Source organism: Shewanella sp. 10B, from assembly GCF_023475885.1.
In the GTDB taxonomy this organism is placed as follows: Bacteria; Pseudomonadota; Gammaproteobacteria; order Enterobacterales; family Shewanellaceae; genus Shewanella; species Shewanella mangrovisoli.
In genome coordinates this window covers 1,490,451-1,512,174 of the sequence record NZ_JAMDJO010000001.1, presented here as the reverse complement: position 1 = coordinate 1,512,174, position 21,724 = coordinate 1,490,451, and the positions used below count along the sequence as shown (strand labels likewise).

The 21,724-nt window shown below is 45.7% G+C and carries 20 protein-coding genes; 10 read left to right on the top strand and 10 right to left on the bottom strand.

Features of this window, described 5'->3' with window-relative positions:
* Positions 1-12 precede the first annotated feature (12 nt).
* A complete protein-coding gene (locus M0415_RS06440; protein WP_011717333.1) occupies positions 13-465 on the bottom strand; it encodes a MaoP family protein in 453 nt (150 codons plus the stop codon).
* A gap of 108 nt (positions 466-573) precedes the next feature.
* Here M0415_RS06440 and hdfR point away from each other — a divergent pair, with 108 nt between their 5' ends.
* The gene (gene hdfR, locus M0415_RS06435) at positions 574-1,431 is read left to right on the top strand and encodes an HTH-type transcriptional regulator HdfR (protein ID WP_220055834.1); all 858 of its coding nucleotides are present in this window, start codon (positions 574-576) and stop codon (positions 1,429-1,431) included.
* Between the two features lie 152 nt (positions 1,432-1,583).
* Here the strand turns inward: hdfR and M0415_RS06430 are convergent, their stop codons facing one another.
* Positions 1,584-1,955 carry a diacylglycerol kinase gene (locus M0415_RS06430; protein ID WP_086904199.1) on the bottom strand — a complete coding sequence of 124 codons (372 nt, stop codon included), beginning with the start codon at positions 1,953-1,955 and terminating at the stop codon, positions 1,584-1,586.
* Between the two features lie 252 nt (positions 1,956-2,207).
* Here M0415_RS06430 and M0415_RS06425 point away from each other — a divergent pair, with 252 nt between their 5' ends.
* The 4 genes from M0415_RS06425 (at position 2,208) to M0415_RS06410 (ending at position 7,660) form a co-directional block, all read left to right on the top strand.
* A complete protein-coding gene (locus M0415_RS06425) occupies positions 2,208-3,122 on the top strand; it encodes a DNA ligase (RefSeq protein ID WP_249554886.1) in 915 nt (304 codons plus the stop codon).
* A 101-nt stretch (positions 3,123-3,223) separates the two neighbouring features.
* Positions 3,224-4,246 carry a hypothetical protein gene (locus M0415_RS06420; RefSeq protein WP_249554887.1) on the top strand — a complete coding sequence of 341 codons (1,023 nt, stop codon included), beginning with the start codon at positions 3,224-3,226 and terminating at the stop codon, positions 4,244-4,246.
* A 71-nt stretch (positions 4,247-4,317) separates the two neighbouring features.
* Positions 4,318-4,782 (top strand): low molecular weight protein-tyrosine-phosphatase, encoded by a 465-nt coding sequence (locus M0415_RS06415; RefSeq protein WP_283771627.1) that lies wholly within the window; start codon positions 4,318-4,320, stop codon positions 4,780-4,782.
* Positions 4,783-5,641: 859 nt separating this feature from the next.
* Positions 5,642-7,660: a cation:proton antiporter gene (locus tag M0415_RS06410; RefSeq protein ID WP_249554889.1), complete on the top strand. Its 2,019-nt coding sequence runs from the start codon at positions 5,642-5,644 to the stop codon at positions 7,658-7,660.
* A gap of 141 nt (positions 7,661-7,801) precedes the next feature.
* On the opposite strand, the gene fadE is transcribed toward M0415_RS06410, so the two are convergent.
* The gene (gene fadE, locus M0415_RS06405) at positions 7,802-10,249 is read right to left on the bottom strand and encodes an acyl-CoA dehydrogenase FadE (protein ID WP_249554891.1); all 2,448 of its coding nucleotides are present in this window, start codon (positions 10,247-10,249) and stop codon (positions 7,802-7,804) included.
* Positions 10,250-10,492: 243 nt separating this feature from the next.
* Between fadE and M0415_RS06400 the strand changes: the two genes are divergently transcribed.
* The gene (locus M0415_RS06400) at positions 10,493-11,272 is read left to right on the top strand and encodes a class II glutamine amidotransferase (protein WP_249554893.1); all 780 of its coding nucleotides are present in this window, start codon (positions 10,493-10,495) and stop codon (positions 11,270-11,272) included.
* Positions 11,273-11,435: 163 nt separating this feature from the next.
* Here M0415_RS06400 and M0415_RS06395 read toward each other — a convergent pair whose 3' ends face one another.
* Both M0415_RS06395 and M0415_RS06390 read right to left on the bottom strand, forming a co-directional pair.
* Entirely contained in the window at positions 11,436-12,233 is a 798-nt protein-coding gene (locus M0415_RS06395) for a DUF3108 domain-containing protein (RefSeq protein ID WP_249554895.1), read from the bottom strand.
* A 129-nt stretch (positions 12,234-12,362) separates the two neighbouring features.
* Complete coding sequence (locus tag M0415_RS06390) at positions 12,363-12,803, bottom strand: MGMT family protein (protein ID WP_249556593.1); 441 nt, start codon at positions 12,801-12,803, stop codon at positions 12,363-12,365.
* 210 nt (positions 12,804-13,013) lie between these two features.
* Between M0415_RS06390 and def the strand changes: the two genes are divergently transcribed.
* Both def and rhlP read left to right on the top strand, forming a co-directional pair.
* A complete protein-coding gene (gene def, locus M0415_RS06385) occupies positions 13,014-13,505 on the top strand; it encodes a peptide deformylase (protein WP_249554897.1) in 492 nt (163 codons plus the stop codon).
* Positions 13,506-13,715: 210 nt separating this feature from the next.
* The gene (gene rhlP / locus M0415_RS06380; protein ID WP_249554899.1) at positions 13,716-14,564 is read left to right on the top strand and encodes a rhombotarget lipoprotein; all 849 of its coding nucleotides are present in this window, start codon (positions 13,716-13,718) and stop codon (positions 14,562-14,564) included.
* Between the two features lie 465 nt (positions 14,565-15,029).
* Here the strand turns inward: rhlP and M0415_RS06375 are convergent, their stop codons facing one another.
* From M0415_RS06375 to M0415_RS06365, 3 genes are all read right to left on the bottom strand, one after another.
* Positions 15,030-15,671 (bottom strand): DMT family transporter, encoded by a 642-nt coding sequence (locus M0415_RS06375; protein WP_249554901.1) that lies wholly within the window; start codon positions 15,669-15,671, stop codon positions 15,030-15,032.
* Between the two features lie 255 nt (positions 15,672-15,926).
* Positions 15,927-16,379, bottom strand: coding sequence for a GNAT family N-acetyltransferase (locus M0415_RS06370; protein WP_249554903.1), 453 nt, complete (start codon positions 16,377-16,379; stop codon positions 15,927-15,929).
* Between the two features lie 114 nt (positions 16,380-16,493).
* Positions 16,494-16,907: a Crp/Fnr family transcriptional regulator gene (locus M0415_RS06365; RefSeq protein WP_249554904.1), complete on the bottom strand. Its 414-nt coding sequence runs from the start codon at positions 16,905-16,907 to the stop codon at positions 16,494-16,496.
* Between the two features lie 807 nt (positions 16,908-17,714).
* On the opposite strand from M0415_RS06365, the gene M0415_RS06360 reads away from it, so the two are divergent.
* On the top strand, positions 17,715-18,155 hold the full coding sequence (locus M0415_RS06360; protein ID WP_249554906.1) for a hypothetical protein: 441 nt from the start codon (positions 17,715-17,717) through the stop codon (positions 18,153-18,155).
* Positions 18,156-18,448: 293 nt separating this feature from the next.
* On the opposite strand, the gene ylqF is transcribed toward M0415_RS06360, so the two are convergent.
* Positions 18,449-19,390: a ribosome biogenesis GTPase YlqF gene (ylqF, locus tag M0415_RS06355; RefSeq protein ID WP_011622949.1), complete on the bottom strand. Its 942-nt coding sequence runs from the start codon at positions 19,388-19,390 to the stop codon at positions 18,449-18,451.
* Positions 19,391-19,537: 147 nt separating this feature from the next.
* Positions 19,538-20,377, bottom strand: coding sequence for an isopenicillin N synthase family dioxygenase (locus tag M0415_RS06350; RefSeq protein WP_089067651.1), 840 nt, complete (start codon positions 20,375-20,377; stop codon positions 19,538-19,540).
* Between the two features lie 376 nt (positions 20,378-20,753).
* Here M0415_RS06350 and M0415_RS06345 point away from each other — a divergent pair, with 376 nt between their 5' ends.
* The gene (locus M0415_RS06345; RefSeq protein WP_249554908.1) at positions 20,754-21,659 is read left to right on the top strand and encodes a bifunctional methionine sulfoxide reductase B/A protein; all 906 of its coding nucleotides are present in this window, start codon (positions 20,754-20,756) and stop codon (positions 21,657-21,659) included.
* The last annotated feature ends 65 nt before the right edge of the window (positions 21,660-21,724 follow it).

Below are 21,724 nucleotides of genomic sequence, written 5' to 3'. Positions count from 1 at the left end.
AAACCTTCATTTTCATTCTTTATCCTCGGGTTCAGCTTCATCCTGAACATCATCGTCAATTTCGACATCCACATCGAATGCCGCTTCGGGCTCGGCCTCAGGCTTAGTGGGGGGCAAATGTACTGTGCCAACCACGGCATAAAAGGGTTTACCTAGGGCGAGTTTGCGGTACTTTAACCAGATCTGCTCTAACAAGCTACTGGGAGCGATGTTTCCTTTGATGACTTCGACAAATTGCGCTTCATCGGCGGTGACGGGGAGTGTCTTGCCTTCGTCGAGATTTTTCATGGCATGGCCATGTATTTCAAGCAGTTCGGCTTCTTTACTGGTGAAGTCGCCACTGCGCTTAAAACCTTTCGGGAAATTGGCATCGTCATAAAAACGTTTATGGGATACAAAGCTGGCAGCTGAGCCGTTCACCGTCTCAGAACCCTTGTTAGCGTTTGAAAAAGACTGTTCAGACATGGCTGTTACCTTCTAGTTTTTGATATACAAAGATTTGCAACTGGAGTATTGGCTAGTATTATTGATTTATAAATCAAAAAAATTTGCCAATGTTGGTCAAGAATTTTTATGGATACCGATTTACTTAAGACCTTTTTGGAAGTCTCCCGTACCCGTCATTTTGGTAAGGCCGCGGAAAATCTTTACCTTACCCGCAGCGCGGTAAGCTTTCGGGTAAAACAGCTTGAAAGCATTCTTGGTGTCGCCTTATTTGAGCGCCAACGCAACAATATTCAGCCCACTCCGGCGGGCGAACGTATGCTTGGACATGCTGAAGCGGTATTAACCGCTTGGGAGCGCGCCAAGCAGGATGTTTCCCTTAGTCAGTTACAATCTACTCAACTCGCCATTGGCGCGGGCCCCAATATTTGGGATGCCTATTTGCAAGGGCATTTACAGCATTTGCATGTGGGATTACCCGGTGTTGCCCTGCGGACCGAAGTGCTGCCATTAACTGTGATGACACGGCAATTGATGGACCGCACCCTCGATTTGGCGATTTCCTTCGACCCACCCAAACTGGACCAATTCGAACTGGTGCAATTAGGCCAAATTAATTTATTGCTGGTGTCCAAAACCATGGATGTGGCGGTGAATGCGGTGCAGGCAGGCCAATATGTCAAAGTGGATTGGGGCACGGCCTTTAATATCCTGCATGCCCAGGAATATGCTGCTTTACCCGTGCCGACCTTACACACTAGTTCGGCTCGTATCGCCTTGGATTTTATCTTGAATAACGGTGGCTGCGCGTTTTTACCCGAGCATTTGGTTCAGCCACTGCTGAACCGCGGCGAGCTGCATTTAGTTGCGGGAGCGAGCGCCATTTCGCGCAGTGTGTATGTTGCCTATTGGGCCGAGAATGACCGCTTAGAGCAAATCAAACAGGCGATTGGCTTTTTAGCCGATAAATCAGCTGATATACGCTAATCTGTAATTCCTACATATAAAAAAACGCCTTTGGGAGATATCTCAAAGGCGTTTTTTAGAGCAGAACAATCAGTTAAGAAGTAACACTTCGCTTTGCTAGATAAATGCGCTCGTTAAAGACGGCTAAATCAAGGCATTTAATCAATAGCGTATTAAATAAATAGCGGTAGCAGCACTACCAACCAGGTGATACCGCAGAGCGCTAGACTCATAAATACCGCGGCAGAGGCGATATCCTTTGCTTGACCACTGAGGTGATGGATTTCACTGCCAACACGGTCAACCACGGCTTCAATCGCCGAGTTCAATAACTCAACAATCAACACGATAAACAAGGTTAAGATCAACATCAGTCGTTCCATGGTGCTGATATCGACCAACAGGGCGATGGGTAGCATTACCACGGCTAGCATCAATTCCTGTCTAAAAGCGGCTTCGTGGATCCAAGCGGCTTTTAAGCCCTTCATCGAAAATCCCGTCGCTCTAAAGATGCGTTTAATACCGTGGTTGTTTGCTGGTTTCATAATAATTCCATCGACTTGGGCGATTGTTCGCGAAGCATTTACCCGTCCAAACCGCCTACGACTTGCGTGTTAACATTTGAACGAGCTTAAAAAAGAGGCCGCAGTATAGCCCGATAACTTAAGCGTATAAATAGCTAAACCGACAAATTCGCAGTCCTGCTAGGGTGTTACCGGACTGTGGTCGTATTCGCGGCGAATAAATCTTAAGACTAAGCTTGAAGCTCAATACCGCTTTAATGAAGAGGCAAAGGAATGACTCTTACAACTCGCTTACCTTTTTTAACATTTGCATTTGTGCTGCGTTTCGCTGTTTTCTTCAGTCTTTACTGCGTCATTTGCGGCTTATTCATGGCCGTGAGTGACGCCAATCCCCAAGCGCCGAATATTCAATTAGCGACTGAGTTCTCAAAGGAGAAGAGTGTCCACATCAAAGATTTTCTCGTCAGCGAAAAACTCGATGGTGTGCGCGGTTATTGGGATGGTAAACGCTTAGTGACTCGTCAGGGCAATCCCATCTTAGCGCCTAGTTGGTTTACTGCGGATTTTCCGACCACCCCGATGGACGGTGAATTATGGCTCGGGCGAGGGCGGTTTGAGGCGATATCGGGGCTGATTCGCCAAGCGTCAGCGAATGAGAGCGAGTGGCAGAATGTGCGTTTTATGGTGTTTGATTTACCCAAGGCGCAAGGGAGTTTTGCAGTGCGGTATCAGCAGATGCAAACCTTGCTTGCAGGTAAATCGGTTTACCTGCAAGTGATTGAGCAAGTGAGCGTAGAAAGTATCGAGGCGCTGTACCAGAAATTGGACACCTTAGTGGCTCAGGGCGGTGAAGGCTTAATCCTGCATCGACGCACGGCGTTATATACACCGGGTCGTAATCCCAACGTGATGAAGTTAAAGCCCTATTTAGATGCCGAGGCCAAAGTGATTGGGCATATAGCGGGTAAAGGACAGTTTGCTGGGCAACTGGGCGCATTGAGAGTACAAACAGCAGATGGCCGTGTCTTTAGTATTGGCACGGGTTTTAGCTTGGCCGAGCGTCAGCATCCGCCCGCGATTGGCACACTTATCACTTACAAATATCTTGGATTAACCGTCAATGGCTTACCGCGCTTTGCGAGCTTCTTGCGGGTAAGAAGTGACATGCCGCAAGAGGACAAAGAATAGGTTGCGAAATTGTTGAATTTTGATAAAGATCGAATGCTTAACAACAGTTTTGCCGAGTATCGTATTGATTATTAATGGGCAATCATATCAAGGAGTGAGATTTGGTCGACAGTCTGCATGGATTAACCCTTTGGAAGCAGCGTGTGCGGCAAGTCTTGACTGCGCCTCAATGGCTTAAACATCCATTCGTGACGCTTAAGCAATTTTGGCAGAGCTTAAATGTCGCCCAGCGTTGTTACCTGTTCGCGTTACTGGCGTTAATGGTATTCCAACCCGAAATTTGGATTGCCGCCATCATCACCGCTATTGCCTTGATTATTGAGTTTTGGCCCAAATTTGCCATGGCTTGGCATACGCTGGCGGGCAAAGCCATTTTCCTGCTGTTTTATGCGGTTATTGCTAACTTTGCCTTAGCTGCGAGCGGCAGTGTGGTGAACGAAATCACCGGTGTATCGGCCTCGCATTTGTCCTACACCCATAACTTTGCCATTCTGCTGTATCTGCCGATTTGGTTTGTGTGTATCTCCATCCTTGCCTTACTCCTGCTGCAATTGGTGATCCCTTGTTATTTGTTTTTCCATATCGGATTGCGGATTTTAGGACTTGAGGCAAATCCACTGGGCAGCAAAAAACGATTTGTGGTGACAACCGCGCTGGTGCGTATGATTCTGTCTGTGGTGTTGTTATTAAACTTGGTTGCGATTACCGATGGTGAAAACTGGGTTGGTGATTTAGCCAAGAAAACCCAAGCGTTAAAACATGATTCAATAGATAAAAGAGTGGTTAATGAAGGCGAAACCATTCTCAAAGCCGAGGATAGTATTGAACAAGCGGGAACTGAACTCACGCAGCAGCCTAATCAAACCGACACCACCGAAACACTTAAGGCCTTTGGCCATAGCTATTACAAAGGGATCCGCGATTTAATTGCCTTATTTGCCTATAAATTTGAAGCCGACGGTCGCAGTCGTTGTGATAAATTGGCCGATTCAGTGGTGATTGAGCTAAATGACTATGAAATATTGGAAATTACTGAGTCTGCTCATGAGCAGTATGGTTACCATTTTGAAGTCAAAAAATGTATTTCCCCCGCCTTTGGTCAGATGGCATCAACACCTAAGTAGCAACACGAGAGGATGTTAAGTTGTTAGAAGATAAAGCGTTAGCAAAAGAGCAGCATGTACGTCGCATTTTAATGGTCTGTATGGGTAATATTTGTCGTTCGCCCACTGCCGAGGCCGTTTGCCGCGCTAAAATTCGCGAGCGCCGTCTTAATATCGAAGTCGATTCGGCGGGCACTATTGGTTATCACCAAGGGGACAACCCCGACAGTCGCTCAATGGCGGCAGGCAAAAAACGCGGTTTGAATTTCGACGGCATGCGAGCGAGACAAGTGATTGATGCCGATTTTGAGCATTTCGATCTTATTTTAGCGGCAGATAATAGCAATCTCGCGGATTTGCGCCGCCGTTGTCCACCCGAATATCAATACAAATTAAAGTTGATGTTGTCCTATGGTGATTGCGACACAGATGAAGTGCCCGATCCCTATTACGGCGGCACGCAAGGATTCGAATTAGTCCTCGATCTACTCGAACAGAGTATGGACGCTTTATTAGAACAGTTGACCAGAAAAACAAATGGGAAGAATCACGATTAAGTGCGATTGGAATAAAGCGTTATTGCCCCAAAACGAGACACAATCTCTGCACTAAACAAACAGTATTGGGGGTTAAAAGTATCAAATTTTAGTTGACTGCTTGTTGCTTCCAGTTGAGCAATTTATCAGCAGGGTGTTAGTGCGGGTGATGGGTTATATAGAGGTGTTCTGTTCCTACAGCTTTATTTCAATGTTTCTATCGATTTCAGAGACAAAGTCATGAATACACTCCTCACTGCAGGATATGGAAAACTCATCCTTTTTTGCTGCTTTAAAACATTTTGGCTACAGAGTGTAATTTCGAGTGAGTACATATTTACTTTAAATATTGAAGTGAACACTATTTTTAGTTATAAAAATTGATCAAATGTTGATCGGTGAAAAGACCGGTTTTCGTGACCGTGACCACCACATTGTCGTTAATTGTCGTTAATGTTCAGTCCGATGGTCATGCAAATAATGCCAATTGAATCAATTGACAACAATTTAGACAAAATAGGTAACGCACTAAAATCCATATCTGCACGGCCTGTCACGCCGGGGGTCGCGGGTTCGAGTCCCGTCCGCTCCGCCAAATAGAATAAGCCTCATCGAAAGATGGGGCTTTTTCCTATCTATCTTTTCAGAGTATTTGCCTCTGTATTTCTGCTTAATACCTTACCTAATGCCTAAGGTATTGTTTCTTGTTACCCCTTTATTTCTACTGAAAGCTGAATATTCGCTGTCAATCGGCCTATTCGAGTTACAGGACTGCTTTTTTTGCTGCTATTGTTATCACCAATAGTTCATTTTTCTGTATGAAAAAAGCGTGTTAGGTTGGGGTAATTCTGACCACTCCATGCCAACTAAAGGAAGTTATATGGTTGAAAAAATCACTGGGATGTTAGCACTTATCGGGGTGCTGTCGTTATTTTGTCAATGGGTTGGTTGGAAGCTTAGGTTACCTGCAATTTTGCCCTTATTACTCTGTGGTTTGATGTTAGGCCCTGCATTTGGGGTGCTCAATCCCGATGAAATCTTTGGGGATTTACTGTTTCCTATCATTTCACTCGGTGTTGCCGTGATCCTGTTTGAGGGGGCATTGACCCTCAATTTTAAAGAGATTAAAGATCATGGCCGTATGGTGACTCACTTAGTGAGCATCGGCATGGTGATCACCTGGGGCTGTATCAGTGTTGCGACTTTTTACCTGCTCAATTTTAGCTGGGAGGTCGCACTGTTATTTGGCGCCCTCGTGGTGGTTACTGGCCCGACCGTGATAGTCCCTATGCTGCGCAGCGTACGGCCTAAGTCGCAACTGGCGAGTATTTTACGCTGGGAAGGGATTGTGATTGATCCAATTGGTGCGCTACTTGCTGTATTAGTGTTTGAATACATTACGGTATCTGGCGATCCCACTAGCCATATGCTCTATGCACTAGGCTCCATGCTCACGCTTGGCTTAGGCTTAGGTGCGGCGTCAGGTTACTTAATTGGCCAAGTGATCCGCCGTAATTTATTGCCGCATTATTTACGAAATACCGCAGTATTAACCCTTATGCTGGGGATTTTTGTCGGCTCCAACCTACTGCAGGAAGAGTCTGGATTACTCACTGTAACAGTGATGGGGATTTGGCTGGCGAATATGCGCGGTGTGGATATTGCTGAAATCCTCGAATTTAAAGAGACTCTGACGGTTCTCTTGATCTCGGCCTTATTTATCCTGTTAGCCGCCAGACTCGACTCGAATGCCATGATGGATTTAGGTTGGGGCGGTGTAGGCGTGCTCGCCGTGACTATGCTTGTTGCGCGGCCGCTCAGTATTTGGGTGTCAGGCATTGGGACGTCACTCTCAAAGGCTGATAAATGGTTCCTATGTTGGATTGCGCCGCGGGGGATTGTGGCGGCGGCGGTGTCTTCCTTATTCGCGATTAAGTTAGAGGCAACTAATGTGCAGGGCGCCGATGCCATTGTGCCCTTAGTGTTTTTAATCATTATCGGCACTGTCGTTATCCAAAGTTTAACCGCGGGCCGCTGGGCCAAATACCTTGGGGTGACGTCGGGTTCGGCGCAAGGATTATTAATTTTCGGCGCCTCCAAATTCTCCCGCGAGCTGGCAAAAATCTTAAAAAGCAAAGATATCAAAGTGCTGCTGGCCGACAGCAACTGGGATAACATTCGCCTCGCGCGGATGGACAATATTCCGGTCTATTTTGGTAATCCCGCTTCTGAACATGCTGAAACCTATATGGATTTAACCGGGATTGGCCGAGTGCTGATCATGTCGCCTTATAAGCAGTTAAACCCACTGGTGACCTTTTATTTTCAAGATGTTTTAGGCTCTAAAAAGGTCTTTGGCCTGAACAATGCCGAGCAGGGCAGCGCGCGCCATCAATTATCAGAGACTTACAAACAGCGATTATGTCTGTTTGGTGATGCGGTGTCCTACGCCAAAATTGCCAGTCAAATGGCGAAAGGGGCGCAGCTTAAAGTCACTAACTTAACTGAAAACTTCACCTTCGAGCATTTCCGCAAACGTTATGGCGAAACCGCATTGCCGTTAGTGTATCTGACCAAAGAGGGTAAAGTCGTGATTGTGTCAGGTAATGACACCCAATTCCCCAATGGCATAGAGTTAATCAGCCTATTGCCCGTTGAGGCGCTTGAAGAAGCGAAAATCCAACAGGCGATTGCCGAGCAAGAGGCGATAGCTGCTCAGGCCAAGGCGGCGGAAGAAGCGGCCCTTGCGAAAGCCAAGGCCGAGGAAGAGGCAGAAGCAGAAGCTGAGCGCCAACGACTTGAGCAGCAAGCGAAAACTAAGGCCGAAGAGCCATCACAACCTGAGGCTGACGTACAAGATAACATCAATACCTCGGATGAAACGCTAGCTAAGGGATAATGGACAAGGCCAAGGTTAACTCAGGATGAGCTTGGTATTCGCGAAGAGATAAGTCTGTTAAGTGAGGCGAAAATAAAAAAGGCACTACATAGGTAGTGCCTTTTGTCTAATTAGATGGGCTTAGCTAGTACAGCTTCGCTATTAAGCGGCGCGTTCCTGTGACGTCGTCGCGACGACTTCGGGGCGCAGCTCAGCTGGGTCAAAGTCATCCACATTGATAGACTTCATACGGCCGATTTCGGCACGTTCCAACAGTTGTACTTCGCTGTCGCTCAATACACCTAAGGCTTTACCTTCAGCGGCGACTTTATCTAACCACATAAAAGGTAAACGCTTGCCGCTGGCCTTACAGACTTTGTCGAATAAAGGTTCGGCGGCCAAAATATCCTTCAGCGTTTGCTCTTGGATACCCACAGCATTGTGCTCAGAGTTAGTCCAGAACTGACCTTTACCTAAACGATCACGGCTTTCACAAGGCGTTTGCATGATCTTAGCCACTTTATGGTCTAACATATCGCTTGGACGTTTCAGTGGACGGCCGAATGGGAACATGATGGCACGTAATACGCCGCCTAGACCCATAGGGAAGTTATCCAGTAAATCGTCTAATGAAGCCTGCAACTTGTACAGCGCATCTTCAACCGCCCATTGCACCAGTGGTAGATCGTCGGTTTGACGACCTTCATCTTGGTAACGTTTTAAGGTTGCAGAAGCGAGGTATAACTGGCTTAACAGATCGCCTAAGCGGGCAGAAATACGCTCTTTACGTTTTAAGTTACCGCCTAAGGTTGCCATTGCTAAGTCAGATAGCAGGGCTAAGTTGGCACTGAAACGGTTCATATGTTGATAATAACGCTTGGTTTTATCTGAATATGGCGCGTTAGAGAAACGGCTTGATGTCAGACCTAACCAGAAGCTACGGACAAAGTTACTGGTCGCAAAACCAATGTGACCGAAAATCGCCGCATCGAAGTTGGCTAAACCTTGGCCAGACTCAGTATCAAACGCTGACTCCATTTCAGCCAATACATAAGGATGACAACGGATAGCACCTTGACCATAGATGATCATCGAACGTGTCAGGATGTTTGCGCCTTCAACGGTAATCGCAATTGGAGCTGCTTGATAGCCACGGCCTAAGTAGTTGTTAGGGCCTAAGCACACACCTTTACCACCGTGTATATCCATGGCGTCGATAACGCATTTTTGCATACGATCGGTCAGGTGATATTTCACGATTGCCGAGATAACCGAAGGTTTTTCACCTAGGTCGATACCTGTGGTGGTTAATGACGTTACCGCATCCATCAAGTAAGCGTTACCACCGATGCGTGCCATTGGCTCTTCAATCCCTTCTAACTTACCAATCGGCAGTTTGAATTGACGACGAATACGCGCATACGCACCTGTTGCAAGCGCTGCGGTTTTCACGCCACCAGCAGAGTTTGATGGCAGCGTGATACCACGGCCAACAGATAAACACTCAACCAGCATGCGCCAGCCTTGGCCAGCCATTTTCGGACCACCGATGATAAAGCTTAATGGGACGAATACGTCTTTACCGCGAGTAGGACCGTTTTGGAACATACAGTTCAGCGGGAAGTGACGACGACCAGTCTCAACGCCTTCAACGTCAGTTGGGATCAGCGCGCAGGTAATGCCCAGCTCTTCTTTATCGCCTAACAGGTGATCAGGGTCACGCAGTTTAAACGCCAGACCTAATACAGTGGCAACTGGGGCAAGGGTAATATAACGCTTGTTCCAGGTTAAGCGCATACCTAAGACTTCTTCGCCTTCCCATTGACCTTTACACACGATACCAAAGTCAGGGATAGAACCCGCGTCGCTACCAGCCTCTGGGCTAGTTAACGCGAAACAAGGGACTTCTAAACCTTTGGCTAACCGTGGCAGGTAATGGTTTTGCTGCTCAGGCGTACCATAGTGTTGTAACAGTTCGCCAGGGCCTAAGGAGTTAGGTACACCTACAGTGGATGCCAGCTCGCTGCTTAAACCTGCAAGCTTTTGCAGCACGCGTGATTGGGCGTAGGCTGAATATTCTAAACCGCCGTATTTTTTCTTGATGATCATGGCGAAGAAGCCGTGATCTTTTAGGTATTGCCATACTTCAGCAGGCAAATCAGCCAGTTGGTGTGATACTTGGTGCTGATTCACCATGCGGCACACTTCTTCAACGGGGCCGTCTAAGAAGGCTTGCTCATCGGCACTTAAACGAGCGACAGGGTAGTTGTGGAGTTTTTTCCAGTTTGGGTTACCCGCAAACAGATCGGCTTCCCACCAAGTGGTACCGGCTTCAATCGCTTCTTTTTCGGTAGAAGACATTTCGGGCATGATGCCACGGTACATCTTCATCAGTGGGCGACTGATAACATTTTGTCTAAATGCACTGATATTGAGGGGAAGCGCGATCACCAGGAAGATAATCCAAGAGATAGGGCCGACAACATCGAGTGTCCATCCGGCTGTCATCACAACAGCGGCTGCAATAGTGGCAGTGAGCAAAGATACCCGAAGGTAAGCTAGGGCTCCTAGCACTAAGATCATGGCGATGATCCAAAGTAGGGTAGTCACTGTATTTCTCCTTAAGTATGACCGAGTGCCAATCACAGGTCATAACGAGTTTTGTTGATTGCGATCACAATTATAGTTTGTGGTCTGACCTGTGTCGCATAAAAGTTAAACCTAAGGCAGTTTTAATACAAGTATTTTTCAAACAATTGTTTAAATTTTTTGTCACCTTTGATCATTCCACAAATGTCATCAACTAGTTACAATGCAAAACCGTGGATATTTGGATTAAGAAAGGCGAGAAATATGTGTGAGTTACTGGCGATGAGCGCCAATGTGCCGACCGATATTGTGTTTAGTTTTACAGGGTTAGCACAGCGTGGTGGCGTCACTGGGCCCCATGTCGACGGTTGGGGGATCACTTTCTATGAGGGCCGTGGCAGCCGTACTTTTAAAGATGCCTGCCCGAGTAGTGAGTCGCACATTGCAAAGTTGATCAAATCTTATCCGATTAAAAGCGAGGTGGTGATAAGCCATATTCGCCAAGCTAATCGCGGCTGTGTTTCCCTTGAAAATACCCACCCATTTACCCGTGAGTTGTGGGGCCGTTATTGGACTTATGCCCACAATGGCCAGTTAAGCGACTATCAGGCGAAGTTTCTGGTGTCCCGTTATCAGAGTGTTGGTGATACCGACAGCGAACTGGCTTTCTGCTGGATACTGGAGCAAATTGCGGCCAAGTTTGGCGACCGTCGCCCAGAGGACATGCAAGCGGTGTTTCGCTTTGTAGCGACGCTTGCCGAACAAATCCGCGCCCTTGGGGTGTTTAATATGATCCTCAGCGATGGCGAGTATTTGATGAGCTATTGCAGTAATAATCTTTGCTACATCACCCGTAGGGCGCCGTTTGGTAAGGCAAAATTAATTGATACCGATGTGGTGATTGATTTTGATAAAGAAACCACACCGCACGATGTCGTGACTGTGATTGCCACTCGGCCGCTGACCGAAAACGAAGACTGGCAGGTGATGCAGCCCGGCAATTGGAAGTTGTTCCGACTCGGTGAGCTGCTTATCGATTTGTAATCGGGGCGCTGTCACTTTCGCTCTATTTGATGGAATTAATTAGAGACAAAAAGGCCAAACGGAGTCACTCACGTTTGGCATTTTGTGTGTTGTGCTGTGTTGTTAGTGCGTCTTAGAAACAGCATTCAATCTATCTGAAATCAGCGATAAATGTGTATCAGGCTTAATTAGCGCCGGTGCCTAAAAGCTTAGGCACTTTGTGCTCCGTCGGAACTTCTGTTTCAACGGCAGCGGGCGCGACTGCCACTGGCACATCATCGAAATGATAATTCAGCAGTTTGATATCCAGCTGCTTGCTGCCTTTTTCAAAGTGCGTTAGACGAACGGGGAGGTAGGCTAAATCCGGCGCCATCCAAAAGAAGGTTTGGCGTTTATGATTGTCCCGCACGACCTCAATTTTGACCGTATCGTAGCTGCCGCTCTCAATTGTCATCCGTTCCTTACCAATCACATGGAACTTATACTCATCGAGCTCGTTGGATTTAATCATCTTATAATCAAGCACTTCTTTACCAGCGCTAATATCGAGTCGAAACTGCAGCTGCACCATTAAAGGGTCGAAAATATCGCCTTCAAAGGGGAATTTGCCTTTTTCATCCTTATAACGGGTGTGGATCATCCCCTGAGCCTTGGCAAAGGCGGTTTGCTCGACAAAGTTTGGGCCAACACCTTTGCGCTCATGCAAATAGCGCATTGGTAATAATTGATTACCCTCTTGGCCAAATTCACTCAGCACATGACGCACATCGGTGAGTAATAACAGGCTAAGGTCGCTGTCGAAGCGATATTTATAAACGCCATCCTCGATCGCGGGCAGTTGATACTTGGCCTTACCCAACTCAATATCACCATAATTAACTTGATATTCAGCAGTTTGAGGCGTTAAAGGCGTTGGCGCCGCCATCGCAAATACGCTGTGGGTGAGCGCGAGACTCACGAATAACGTTGGAATTGTGCGCAAGTAATGCTCCTTTATATCGCAAACAGATTGCGGCTAACACTGTTTATCCTATTGGCTAAACTGCCAAGCTTCATTGTTTATAGCTGAGGCTATATCGGGTGTAAACAGTTTATAGATCAATATATTAAACTAGAAGGGGATTGACATCACTAAGGTTGCCATATCCGGTTGCCACTCAAACTCAGACAAGTCTACTTTGCCACAGTTCACTGTAACGCCTTCAATACGCAATAATTCCATCTGTTCCTGAAAGGGGACAGAATGCTTTTCGAAGGATATTTTCCCTTGGCTGTTGAGTACTCTATGCCAAGGAAGTGACAAATGTTCGGGGGCCGATTTGAGCGCCTTCGACACATAGCGGGCACGCCCGGGTAAACCAGCAAAATCGGCCACCTTGCCGTAACTGCTGACTTTGCCTGGCGGGATCATCGCGACAATATGCCAAATCTTCGCCATCGGCGAGAGCTTGTTTTGTGTCTCTTGTGTGCTGTTCGTTTCGTCTGGCGTGATGGCCTTATCTTGCTCTAAGTAGAGATAAAGTGGAGATTTATCTTTTGCAAACCGCATGATGATGCCAAATAAAACCATGAAAGAGGTGAGCCAGTGTAACGTTAATTACCGCCTAAGTGAAACCGCGAACGGTTGATACTGCTGTAATTTAAATCTAAAAAATCGATTGTAATGATTTTTATTAAACTATTTAGTTTTGAATATTGAGAAAACACAGGAATAGTTCATAATAGCGCCAAATTTTTTGACTCACTAAGAGATGAAACAGGCATGGCTGTACTCGATATTCTGACAATTCCCGATGAGCGTCTAAAGCGCAAAGCACAACCCGTAAAAGACATTGAAGCGATTCAGGGATTTATCGATGATTTAATCGAAACCATGTACCACACCGACGACGGTATCGGTCTGGCCTCGACCCAAGTGGGCAGCACAGACGCAGTGATTGTGATCGATTTATCCGAAAACCGTGACCAACCCTTAGTGCTAATTAATCCTGAGATTGTTGAAAAGTCAGGTGAATATGTGGGTGAAGAAGGCTGTCTTTCTATCCCCGGCTATCGCGCCAAGGTGAACCGTTTCGAAAAGGTCAAAGTCACCGCATTAGACAGACAGGGTAAAGCAATTGAAATTGAAACCGATGACTTTTTAGCCATTGTTTTACAACACGAAATCGACCATTTACACGGTAAAGTATTTATCGAACATCTTTCTACACTCAAGCAGCAAATCGCGTTGAAAAAAGTGCGTAAATACGCCTAAGTAGATGAATTTGCGCCACTAATTATCTTAATCATCTAAGCCAAAGCCGCATTCCGATGCGGCTTTGTTGTTTCTAAGCCTCTAAAAAGCCAAACAAAAGCGCGATATGTGAAGTTAACGGCTTGTTTTTACAGCAGTGACTCGTTAAGGTAGCGGCAATATGCACGGGTTGCATGGCCTGTGCGCTGTAAGGATACGGTAGGGAAACAGATGAAGACAAAATTCATAGCACTTGTGGGCGCGCTGGCATCGATTAACATTTTGCTTGGTGGTTGCAGTGCTTTTTTTAACGGTAACACCACCGAAAAAAACGTGGTTTCCAGCAGTCTGGTTGAATATCTTTATCCCGACGATAAACAACGCGAGGCGCAGCAACCCAGTATTCCTGTACTGCGTCTTCCCATCACGGTCGGCATCGCCTTTTTACCTTCCAGCCATTGGCAATCCGAAGTCCTCGATAGCAGCTCGCAAATCGCCTTGCTGGATAAAGTGAAACAATCTTTTGTTAAATATGACTTTATTGATCGTATCGAATTAATCCCCAGTACTTACCTTAAAAATGGCAAAGGTTTTAGTACCTTGCAGCAGGTCGCCCGTTTACACGATGTCGATGTGATGGCGCTGGTGTCTTACGATCAACTGTTACAAAGCAGCGAGAATAAGACTTCACTGCTGTATTGGACTATAGTCGGCATGTATATGGTGCCCGGTAATGAAAACGCGATCCAAACCTTTGTCGATACCGCCGTATTTGATATGCGCAGCCAAAAGATGTTGTTCAGAGCGCCCGGTATTAATCAACTTACCGACACGTCAACCGCGGTGAGCGTCACCAATGTGTTACGTGAAAAATCCACCGAAGGCTTTGAGCTAGCGGTAAACGATATGATCACTAATTTAGACGCCGAATTAGCCCGCTTTAAAACCCGCGTGAAAGAAGAACATATTGCAACCATTGAACATAAACAAGGTTATAGCGGTGGTGGCAGTTTATCCCTATTAATCCTTTCGCTACTGGGTATATTTGCGCTTCGCCGTTTAACTATCTGCAGAGAATAGTTGAGTTGATTGGTTTGAGCCTATTTAGTTGATAGGGAAGGTTAGTTAGGATGATATTTATACCGTTAAGAGCACTGCTTTATTGATGGCAATCTTAACGACTATTGAACTGTTCATCCGGGTAAAAGCTTTTTGCACCATTCGGTGTTAACGTAATTACTCAGTGGCAAATCAGTGCCACTGAAATCACCGTACTTTTGTTCATGGTTACTAGCAGAAAGGCCGTGACAGAAAACTCCCATTTACTTTCAAAAACGGGACTACTAATCAGAAATCATAGCTTGTATTGTTATGCATTTCAGTTGAAAGTTCTAACCTAGAACTGGATATTTCTAATTTAGCAGAGAAAAACAGATTCTAATCTTCAGCTAACATTCCTTATCCCAAATAGATTATCGAAACCAACAGATTTTTCAGAGAGGTGACAAGTCTGTTTTAAACTAACTAAAAGTGGTCAATTTGACATTACTCGATAATACTTTTCTGTCTCTCAGACGATTGATTTGAGCATAGCCTCAATTTAAGCAATGATTTCCAAGGCAATAAAGGCAGTATAATCATGAATATCCCTAATACGGTCAAGATGTCTGGCACTTCATCGAACCATATCACACCAAATAAAGTGACAAATACTAGCCCTGAGTTCTCTGCAACAGCAATAGAGCTAGCTGGTGCACGTTGATAAGCAGTTACAACCAACCCATTGTAAGTAAGAACCAAAGCTGCACTGGCTAAAATCAACAACAGGTGTATGGTCGAAATAGGTGTCCAGTAGAAAAAAGCTAGGCTAGCTGATACAGGTAGTGAAAGTAACGATGTCCAAAAGAGTGTGCTTACAACCGTTTGCTGCTCTGGTAATTTTCTTGCAGTGATATTGAATAGTGCTAGGGTTAGCGTGGTAGCGAGTGCGAAAATTGCTGCCCATTGAAATTCTGATGGTCTCAACACTACAATAACGCCAATAAATCCTAAGAGAGTTGATGCACTGCGTTGAATCGTCGGTTTTTCGCTGAGAAGTAAGATGGATAGCGGTAGCATAACCAGCGGCGCTGCGTAAAAAACCGCGTTAGCTGTCGCTAGAGTTAAGTGAGTTATCGCTACAACCATGCAACCGCTGCCTATAACAATCAAATGTGCTCTAATATAGATGGAGTTTAGGGCTATACAACTTTCGCTGCTGCTTAGACTGCTTCAACCATAAAGGACAAATAACCAAAGCGGAAAATAATTGGCGTATGAAAATGTACTGAAAGGTTGAGATTTCGCCATTAAGTAACTTTACAGCAACATCAGACAGTGAAGTAGCAAAGTTACCTATTATGAGAAGTAGTATCGCAACATTGGTTACAGAGAAAGGTATGGTTACTTTTCCAACTTCATATCGATATGTGGGATGTCATCTTCCAAATAGATAGCAGAAGTCGGTATAAATCCATGATGCTGATAGAATTCTGACAGGTACTCTTGTGCGCCAATCTCGATTGACTCGTCAGGCCACAACAGCTCACATGCACTTAAAGCCTCTTGTAACAGTTGATGACCAAAGCCACCTCCGCGATGATTTTTTGAAATAGTCACACGACCGATACTGGCAGATGGGTAACTAATCCCCTTTGGCAATAGGCGTGCGCAGGCTATTAGTTTGTCACCTTGATAGCTTAATAAGTGGTAAACATCTTGCTGGTGATCTTTGTTATCCAATTCTGGATAAGGGCAGTTTTGCTCAACAACAAACACCTCAACTCTGAGTTTAAGTAGTTGATATAGTTGTATTGTAGTTAGTTGAGAAAACGATTTGAGTTGCCAAGTAATCATTCTTTTCCTGCTTTGCTATTGATGAAGTCTGCAATGTAGCAAGGCAGGATTATTAAGGCATTAACAATAGTTAACTTTGATTACGCTTTTTGATATGACTTAGACTGATTGAGGTCATGCCAAGATAAGCGGCAATTTGATAATCGTTGAGACGTTTTCGCAAGTTGGGATAATGTTGGCAGAACATTCATAGCGCTCTTCAGGAGTATAGAGCAACATAAAGCGTTCTTTGTTTTCCTTATACATTAGTTGCGTTTCAAGCAGCTTAAGATAAATACTGTGCTTTTGCTCACGCCAAGTTATCAATGTTTCGATAGGCAGAGACAGAATAGAGCTCTGGGTAAGAGATTCTAGCTGGTATGGTGAAGGTTGTTGGTTGACTAAGCTTTCAAAACCAATGATCCAGTCATTTTCCCAATAAAACTGTTTGCTAAACTCTTTCCCCTTATCAGTCAGATAAGCGGCGCGACATATTCCCTCTAATAGAAAGAAAATCTCTTTTGCAACTTCACCCTGATGGAGCAACATATGCCGTGTCGGTAACTCAATTAGTTTTGCTGAGTGCGTTAATTGCTCTATCTCTTGCTGAGTAAAGTCATACTGTTGTATTGCTGGAAAGCGTCAAACATAGTGCGTGGTATCTAAGTTGTCTCTGTAGCTAATCGAACGGGATGTTGAAGCGTAATAACCAATTTGCCAGAAAAAATTAAGACGGACAACATCATGCTTGACGATGTTAACTTATAAACAATGGATACTGCTACTTCCATTCTCACCATACCAGCAAAATATACCCCACTCTTTCAAACTTATTTCCATCCTGATTACGCATGCAATACTGATTGCATGTCAATGTGAAAAATAAATATTTATACATACTATCTTTGTTCGAAATTGGGGATTTTTTCATCGATTCTCCGCTGCCAACCATGAGGAATGTATTGAGATCTCAGTGGCAAAATTTACCATTGAATAATGGCGTCAACTTAGAAAGGGGAGGGAGAGCTTCAGGGATTAGCCATGGGTTGCATATCCTACGAAAAATCATGCATAAAGTGAATCTGGCACTACAGATCAAGGATGAACGTTTATGTTCATTTTCTTGCATCTCAGGCACTGTGATCAGCGGTACTTGGTTGCGTTTGGGATACTAAAACTTATCGATTGGGTAGAAATCAGCCCGTCATCGTAAATTGGAAATGTCCCATTTCATGCTGATGGATTTATCTACAATGGGTGATCTGCTTTAGTGTTTTCATCCCAATGTGGTATTGGCGCCAATCGGATTTATCCGTATCTTGCTTTGGATATTTGGCTCATTTTAAGGGAGGTATTATGGCCGAAATTAATGCGATATCTGAGGACATTCAGAAAGAACTCGAACAGTTAGCTCAAAAAGGGCTTGCATTACTCAGCTTGTCGGAGCACACATCGCCGCAAGAGATTGTGGCAGCTATTACGGAACTGACGCGTGACTATCGGGCAAATCAACGAATGATGGATGATGATGTGCTCTACGCACTCGGGGCCTTGCTTGGCTGGCAATATGTAAAAGGGCTCAATTGGCACTGGGGCTCAGTCGTTTGGGACTTTGATGAAGCCAACGGCGCCATTGGGGTATTAAATCACGATAACTCCTTGTTCAATAATCCGATTGGCTGGATGGATAATATAATGGCCTCGGAGGGTGGAGTGCCCTTTATGTTGAGCTATAACATGATAGCCGCAGGCCAAGCCCCAGTGTTCGAGCCCAATAGTGCTTCTGGTTTGTACTGATAGAAAGCACCTAAGCATAAATGGGCTAAGGCATGCATTATTGCTCATAGATGACTGCCAGCTTCGCAGTAAATTTTGCTGTAGATTGAGGATTGCTTCGCTTACCATGAATACTTGGGGCAAATAAAAAGCCAGCGCTAAGGTGGCGCTGGCTGATGGGTCAAACTGAGGGCGATTGATGCATTCTGTTAAGCGATTTTTCAATCTAAATAATCAATTTAATTAATCACTTAAATTAGTCGCTTTAACGCCTCTTGCTCGGTTAGGCTTGTGCACAGTACTAAATACAGCGCTTAAACGTTATGTCGTTTCCCTGAGCGTTTTAGTTTTTCTGCTTCTAACTTAGCGGCTTTCTCGGCAGCCTTTTCAGCCAGAATGCGTTCCACTTCGGCTTTCTCGATTTCAGCCATCGCTGGGGTTTCGAGGGATAACAGGCCAATTCGACCTGAGCGGTAATCGTGTAACACGACTTCCGAGGCTTTATGCAGATCGATGCGACCACCGGGACGCAGTGCGCCACGTTTACGGCCGATTTCTTCGAGTAACGCCATATCATCCTTAGGTAATTCGCTGATGTTATAACGCTCGCAAATTTCCTTCGGGTACGCCTTTAAGAAATAACCAGCGGCAAACAGTGCCACATCTTCGTATTCCATGGCGGTATCTTTAATGGCACCTGTGACGGCGAGGCGATAGCTACTGGCTTCGTTATCGACTTTAGGCCATAAAATTCCTGGCGTGTCCGAGAGCACAATGCCGTTGCGTAGGTTAATACGCTGCTGGCTTTTGGTGACAGCGGGTTCGTTACCGGTTTTGGCGATAACACGACCGGCTAAGGTATTGATAATGGTGGATTTACCCACGTTAGGGATCCCCATGATCATAGTGCGAATGTCCTTTTCGGTCTTATCGCGACTCGGTACTAACTTACGACAAAGATCCGGTAGCATTTTCAACATACCCGGTTGTAGCGTGGTAATCGCAGTCGCTTTTACCCCTTGTTCACGCTCAAGGTATTCAATCCATTGGGCAGTGATATCAGGATCGGCTAAGTCGGATTTATTCAGTAGCTTGATACAAGGTTTGTCGCCGCGAAGCTTTGACACCATGGGGTTTTCACTACTGTAGGGAATACGGGCGTCCAGCACCTCAATCACCAGATCGACCTGAGGCATAGCCTCTTCGATCTCTTTGCGTGCCTTGTGCATGTGCCCCGGATACCATTGAATTGCCATGATAGCGCCTTGTTCTTAATGACCTAAAGACGACTATTCTACCTTGAAGGCGACGAATGTCATAAAAAAAGCGCCCGAAGGCGCTTAATTGCTTAATCTTGATGCGAATTTGAGCTTATCACTCATTTCGCTGACGCGTAGTTGACATTACAGGACGCCCAGCTCGCGCAATCTTTCCATTAAGTAGCTGTCGGCGGTGTAACGCTCAGACAGCACAACCGAAGGATTAGGGTGTAAGAATAAGGGCAGAGAAATACGCGACTTAGTCTTATCCGTGCCTTCTGGGTTAATCACGCGGTGTGAGGTCGATGGGAAGTAACCGCCAGAGGCCTCCTGCAACATATCACCAATGTTGATGATAATATTGCCAAAATCACTTGGCACATCTAACCAAGAGCCGTCTTTGGCTTTGACTTGCAGCCCTGGCTCGTTGGCCGCGGGTAGTACAGTGATGAGGTTAATATCTTCGTGGGCCGCAGCGCGGATAGCACCCATTTCTTCATCGCCCGTCATCGGCGGGTAATGCAGAATGCGCAGTAGGGTTTTGTGGCTGTCGGCAATCATTGCTGGCAGCGGAATTGAAAACTTGGCTTTAACCTCGTCTGGTGAGTAGGTTTCAATCCACTCTAACAGTTCAGAGGCCAGCGCATTGGCTTTTTCATAGTAAGCCAGAATATTGGTACGCAAAGAATCTGGAATACGACCCCAAGGGTATACGTGGTAATACTCTTTGATGTCTTTAACCGTGTGGCCTTTTGCGGTTTCAGAAATCGACGCGGGGAAGAAGCCATCGTGGGTTTCACGATTGAACATAAATTCGTTCTTAGCGTCAGAATTGAAAAAGGCTTGCCACTCAGCGTAAATACTTTCGACCAGCTCTTTATCGATAGGGTGGTTAGAGAGCACACCAAAGCCCGTTTCACGTAGGGATTCGACGAAGCGTTTGGCGCTATCGGCTGCGCGATAATCAATGGTTTCTAATTTCATATTGTTTCTACTTGTTATATATGGTTGTTAACCAAACACTTTCTAAGGATAAAGGTAAGGAGTCGTTGCCACTTATCTCATTATCGGTATGGTGCGCTAAGCCCTAGTGCAAAGCGGCCCAAATAGAAAGGATTTGGGTAGAGAATTGACCCGCAGCAAGTGTAGCTTTGCACTCTGTTTGGTGCAAACACTCAAGACGACGGACTGAGATTACTGCTGAATTTTCCTCCAGTTATTTAAGCAATGGCTCAATCAACAGGATTTTATCGACTAAAGCGGCTACTATGCCAAAAAGCAATTCAGGCCGAGGCGCAATAAACCTAAGGAATATACGGTCTTATGCAGGCGAAAACCTTAGGAGCTAAAGGAGACTTTTATGAACAAACTGACTGATTTTGAACGCTATGTCATAGAAGAAAAGGGCACTGAACGTCCCTTTAGCGGTGAGTATTATAAACATGACGCCAAAGGCGTGTATTTGTGCAAAAAATGCCATGCGCCTTTGTATCGCTCAGAAGATAAGTTTAATGCCCACTGTGGTTGGCCAGCCTTCGATGATGAAATTCCGGGCGCAGTGAGTCGTCATGTCGACGCCGATGGTCGCCGTACCGAAATCGTCTGTAGCCAGTGTGGCGGTCATTTAGGCCATGTGTTTGAAGGGGAATTTTTAACGCCGAAAAATATTCGTCACTGCGTTAACTCTGTCTCCATGCTGTTTCAAGCGGCCGATGAGGTGACAACATCGACGCATAAAACGGCCTTTGCGACCTTTGGTGCGGGCTGTTTTTGGTGTGTTGAAGCGATTTTTAAGAGCCTTAAGGGCGTGCTGAATGTCAGTTCAGGTTACTCGGGTGGCGAGGCGAGCGATGCCGATTATAAGTCGGTGTGTTCGGGATTAACCGGGCATGCTGAAGTGGTGCACATCGAATTTGACCCCGCGCAAATCAGCTTTACAACGCTGCTGCAGGTGTTATTTGAGAGTCACGATCCCACCACGCTTAATCGACAAGGCAATGATAAAGGGCCGCAGTATCGCTCGGTCGTCTTTGCCCATGATGCGGCGCAGATTGAAGAGACTAACGCCATGATTGCCAAATTAACCGAGGCAAAGGTATTTGATGCGCCGATAGTGACCCAAGTGGTGGCCTTTGAGTCATTTTATCCCGCTGAGGATTACCACAATGATTATTTCGCCCTGCATGGCGAGCAGCCCTATTGCCAAATTGTGGTAAGGCCAAAGGTTGAGAAGATCAGAGCCCTTTTTGCCGAGCTACAAGCATAAGCTTAATGTGCGAGCAAAATGACGGATAAAAAACGCCACCGATAGGGTGGCGTTTTCGTTAATTG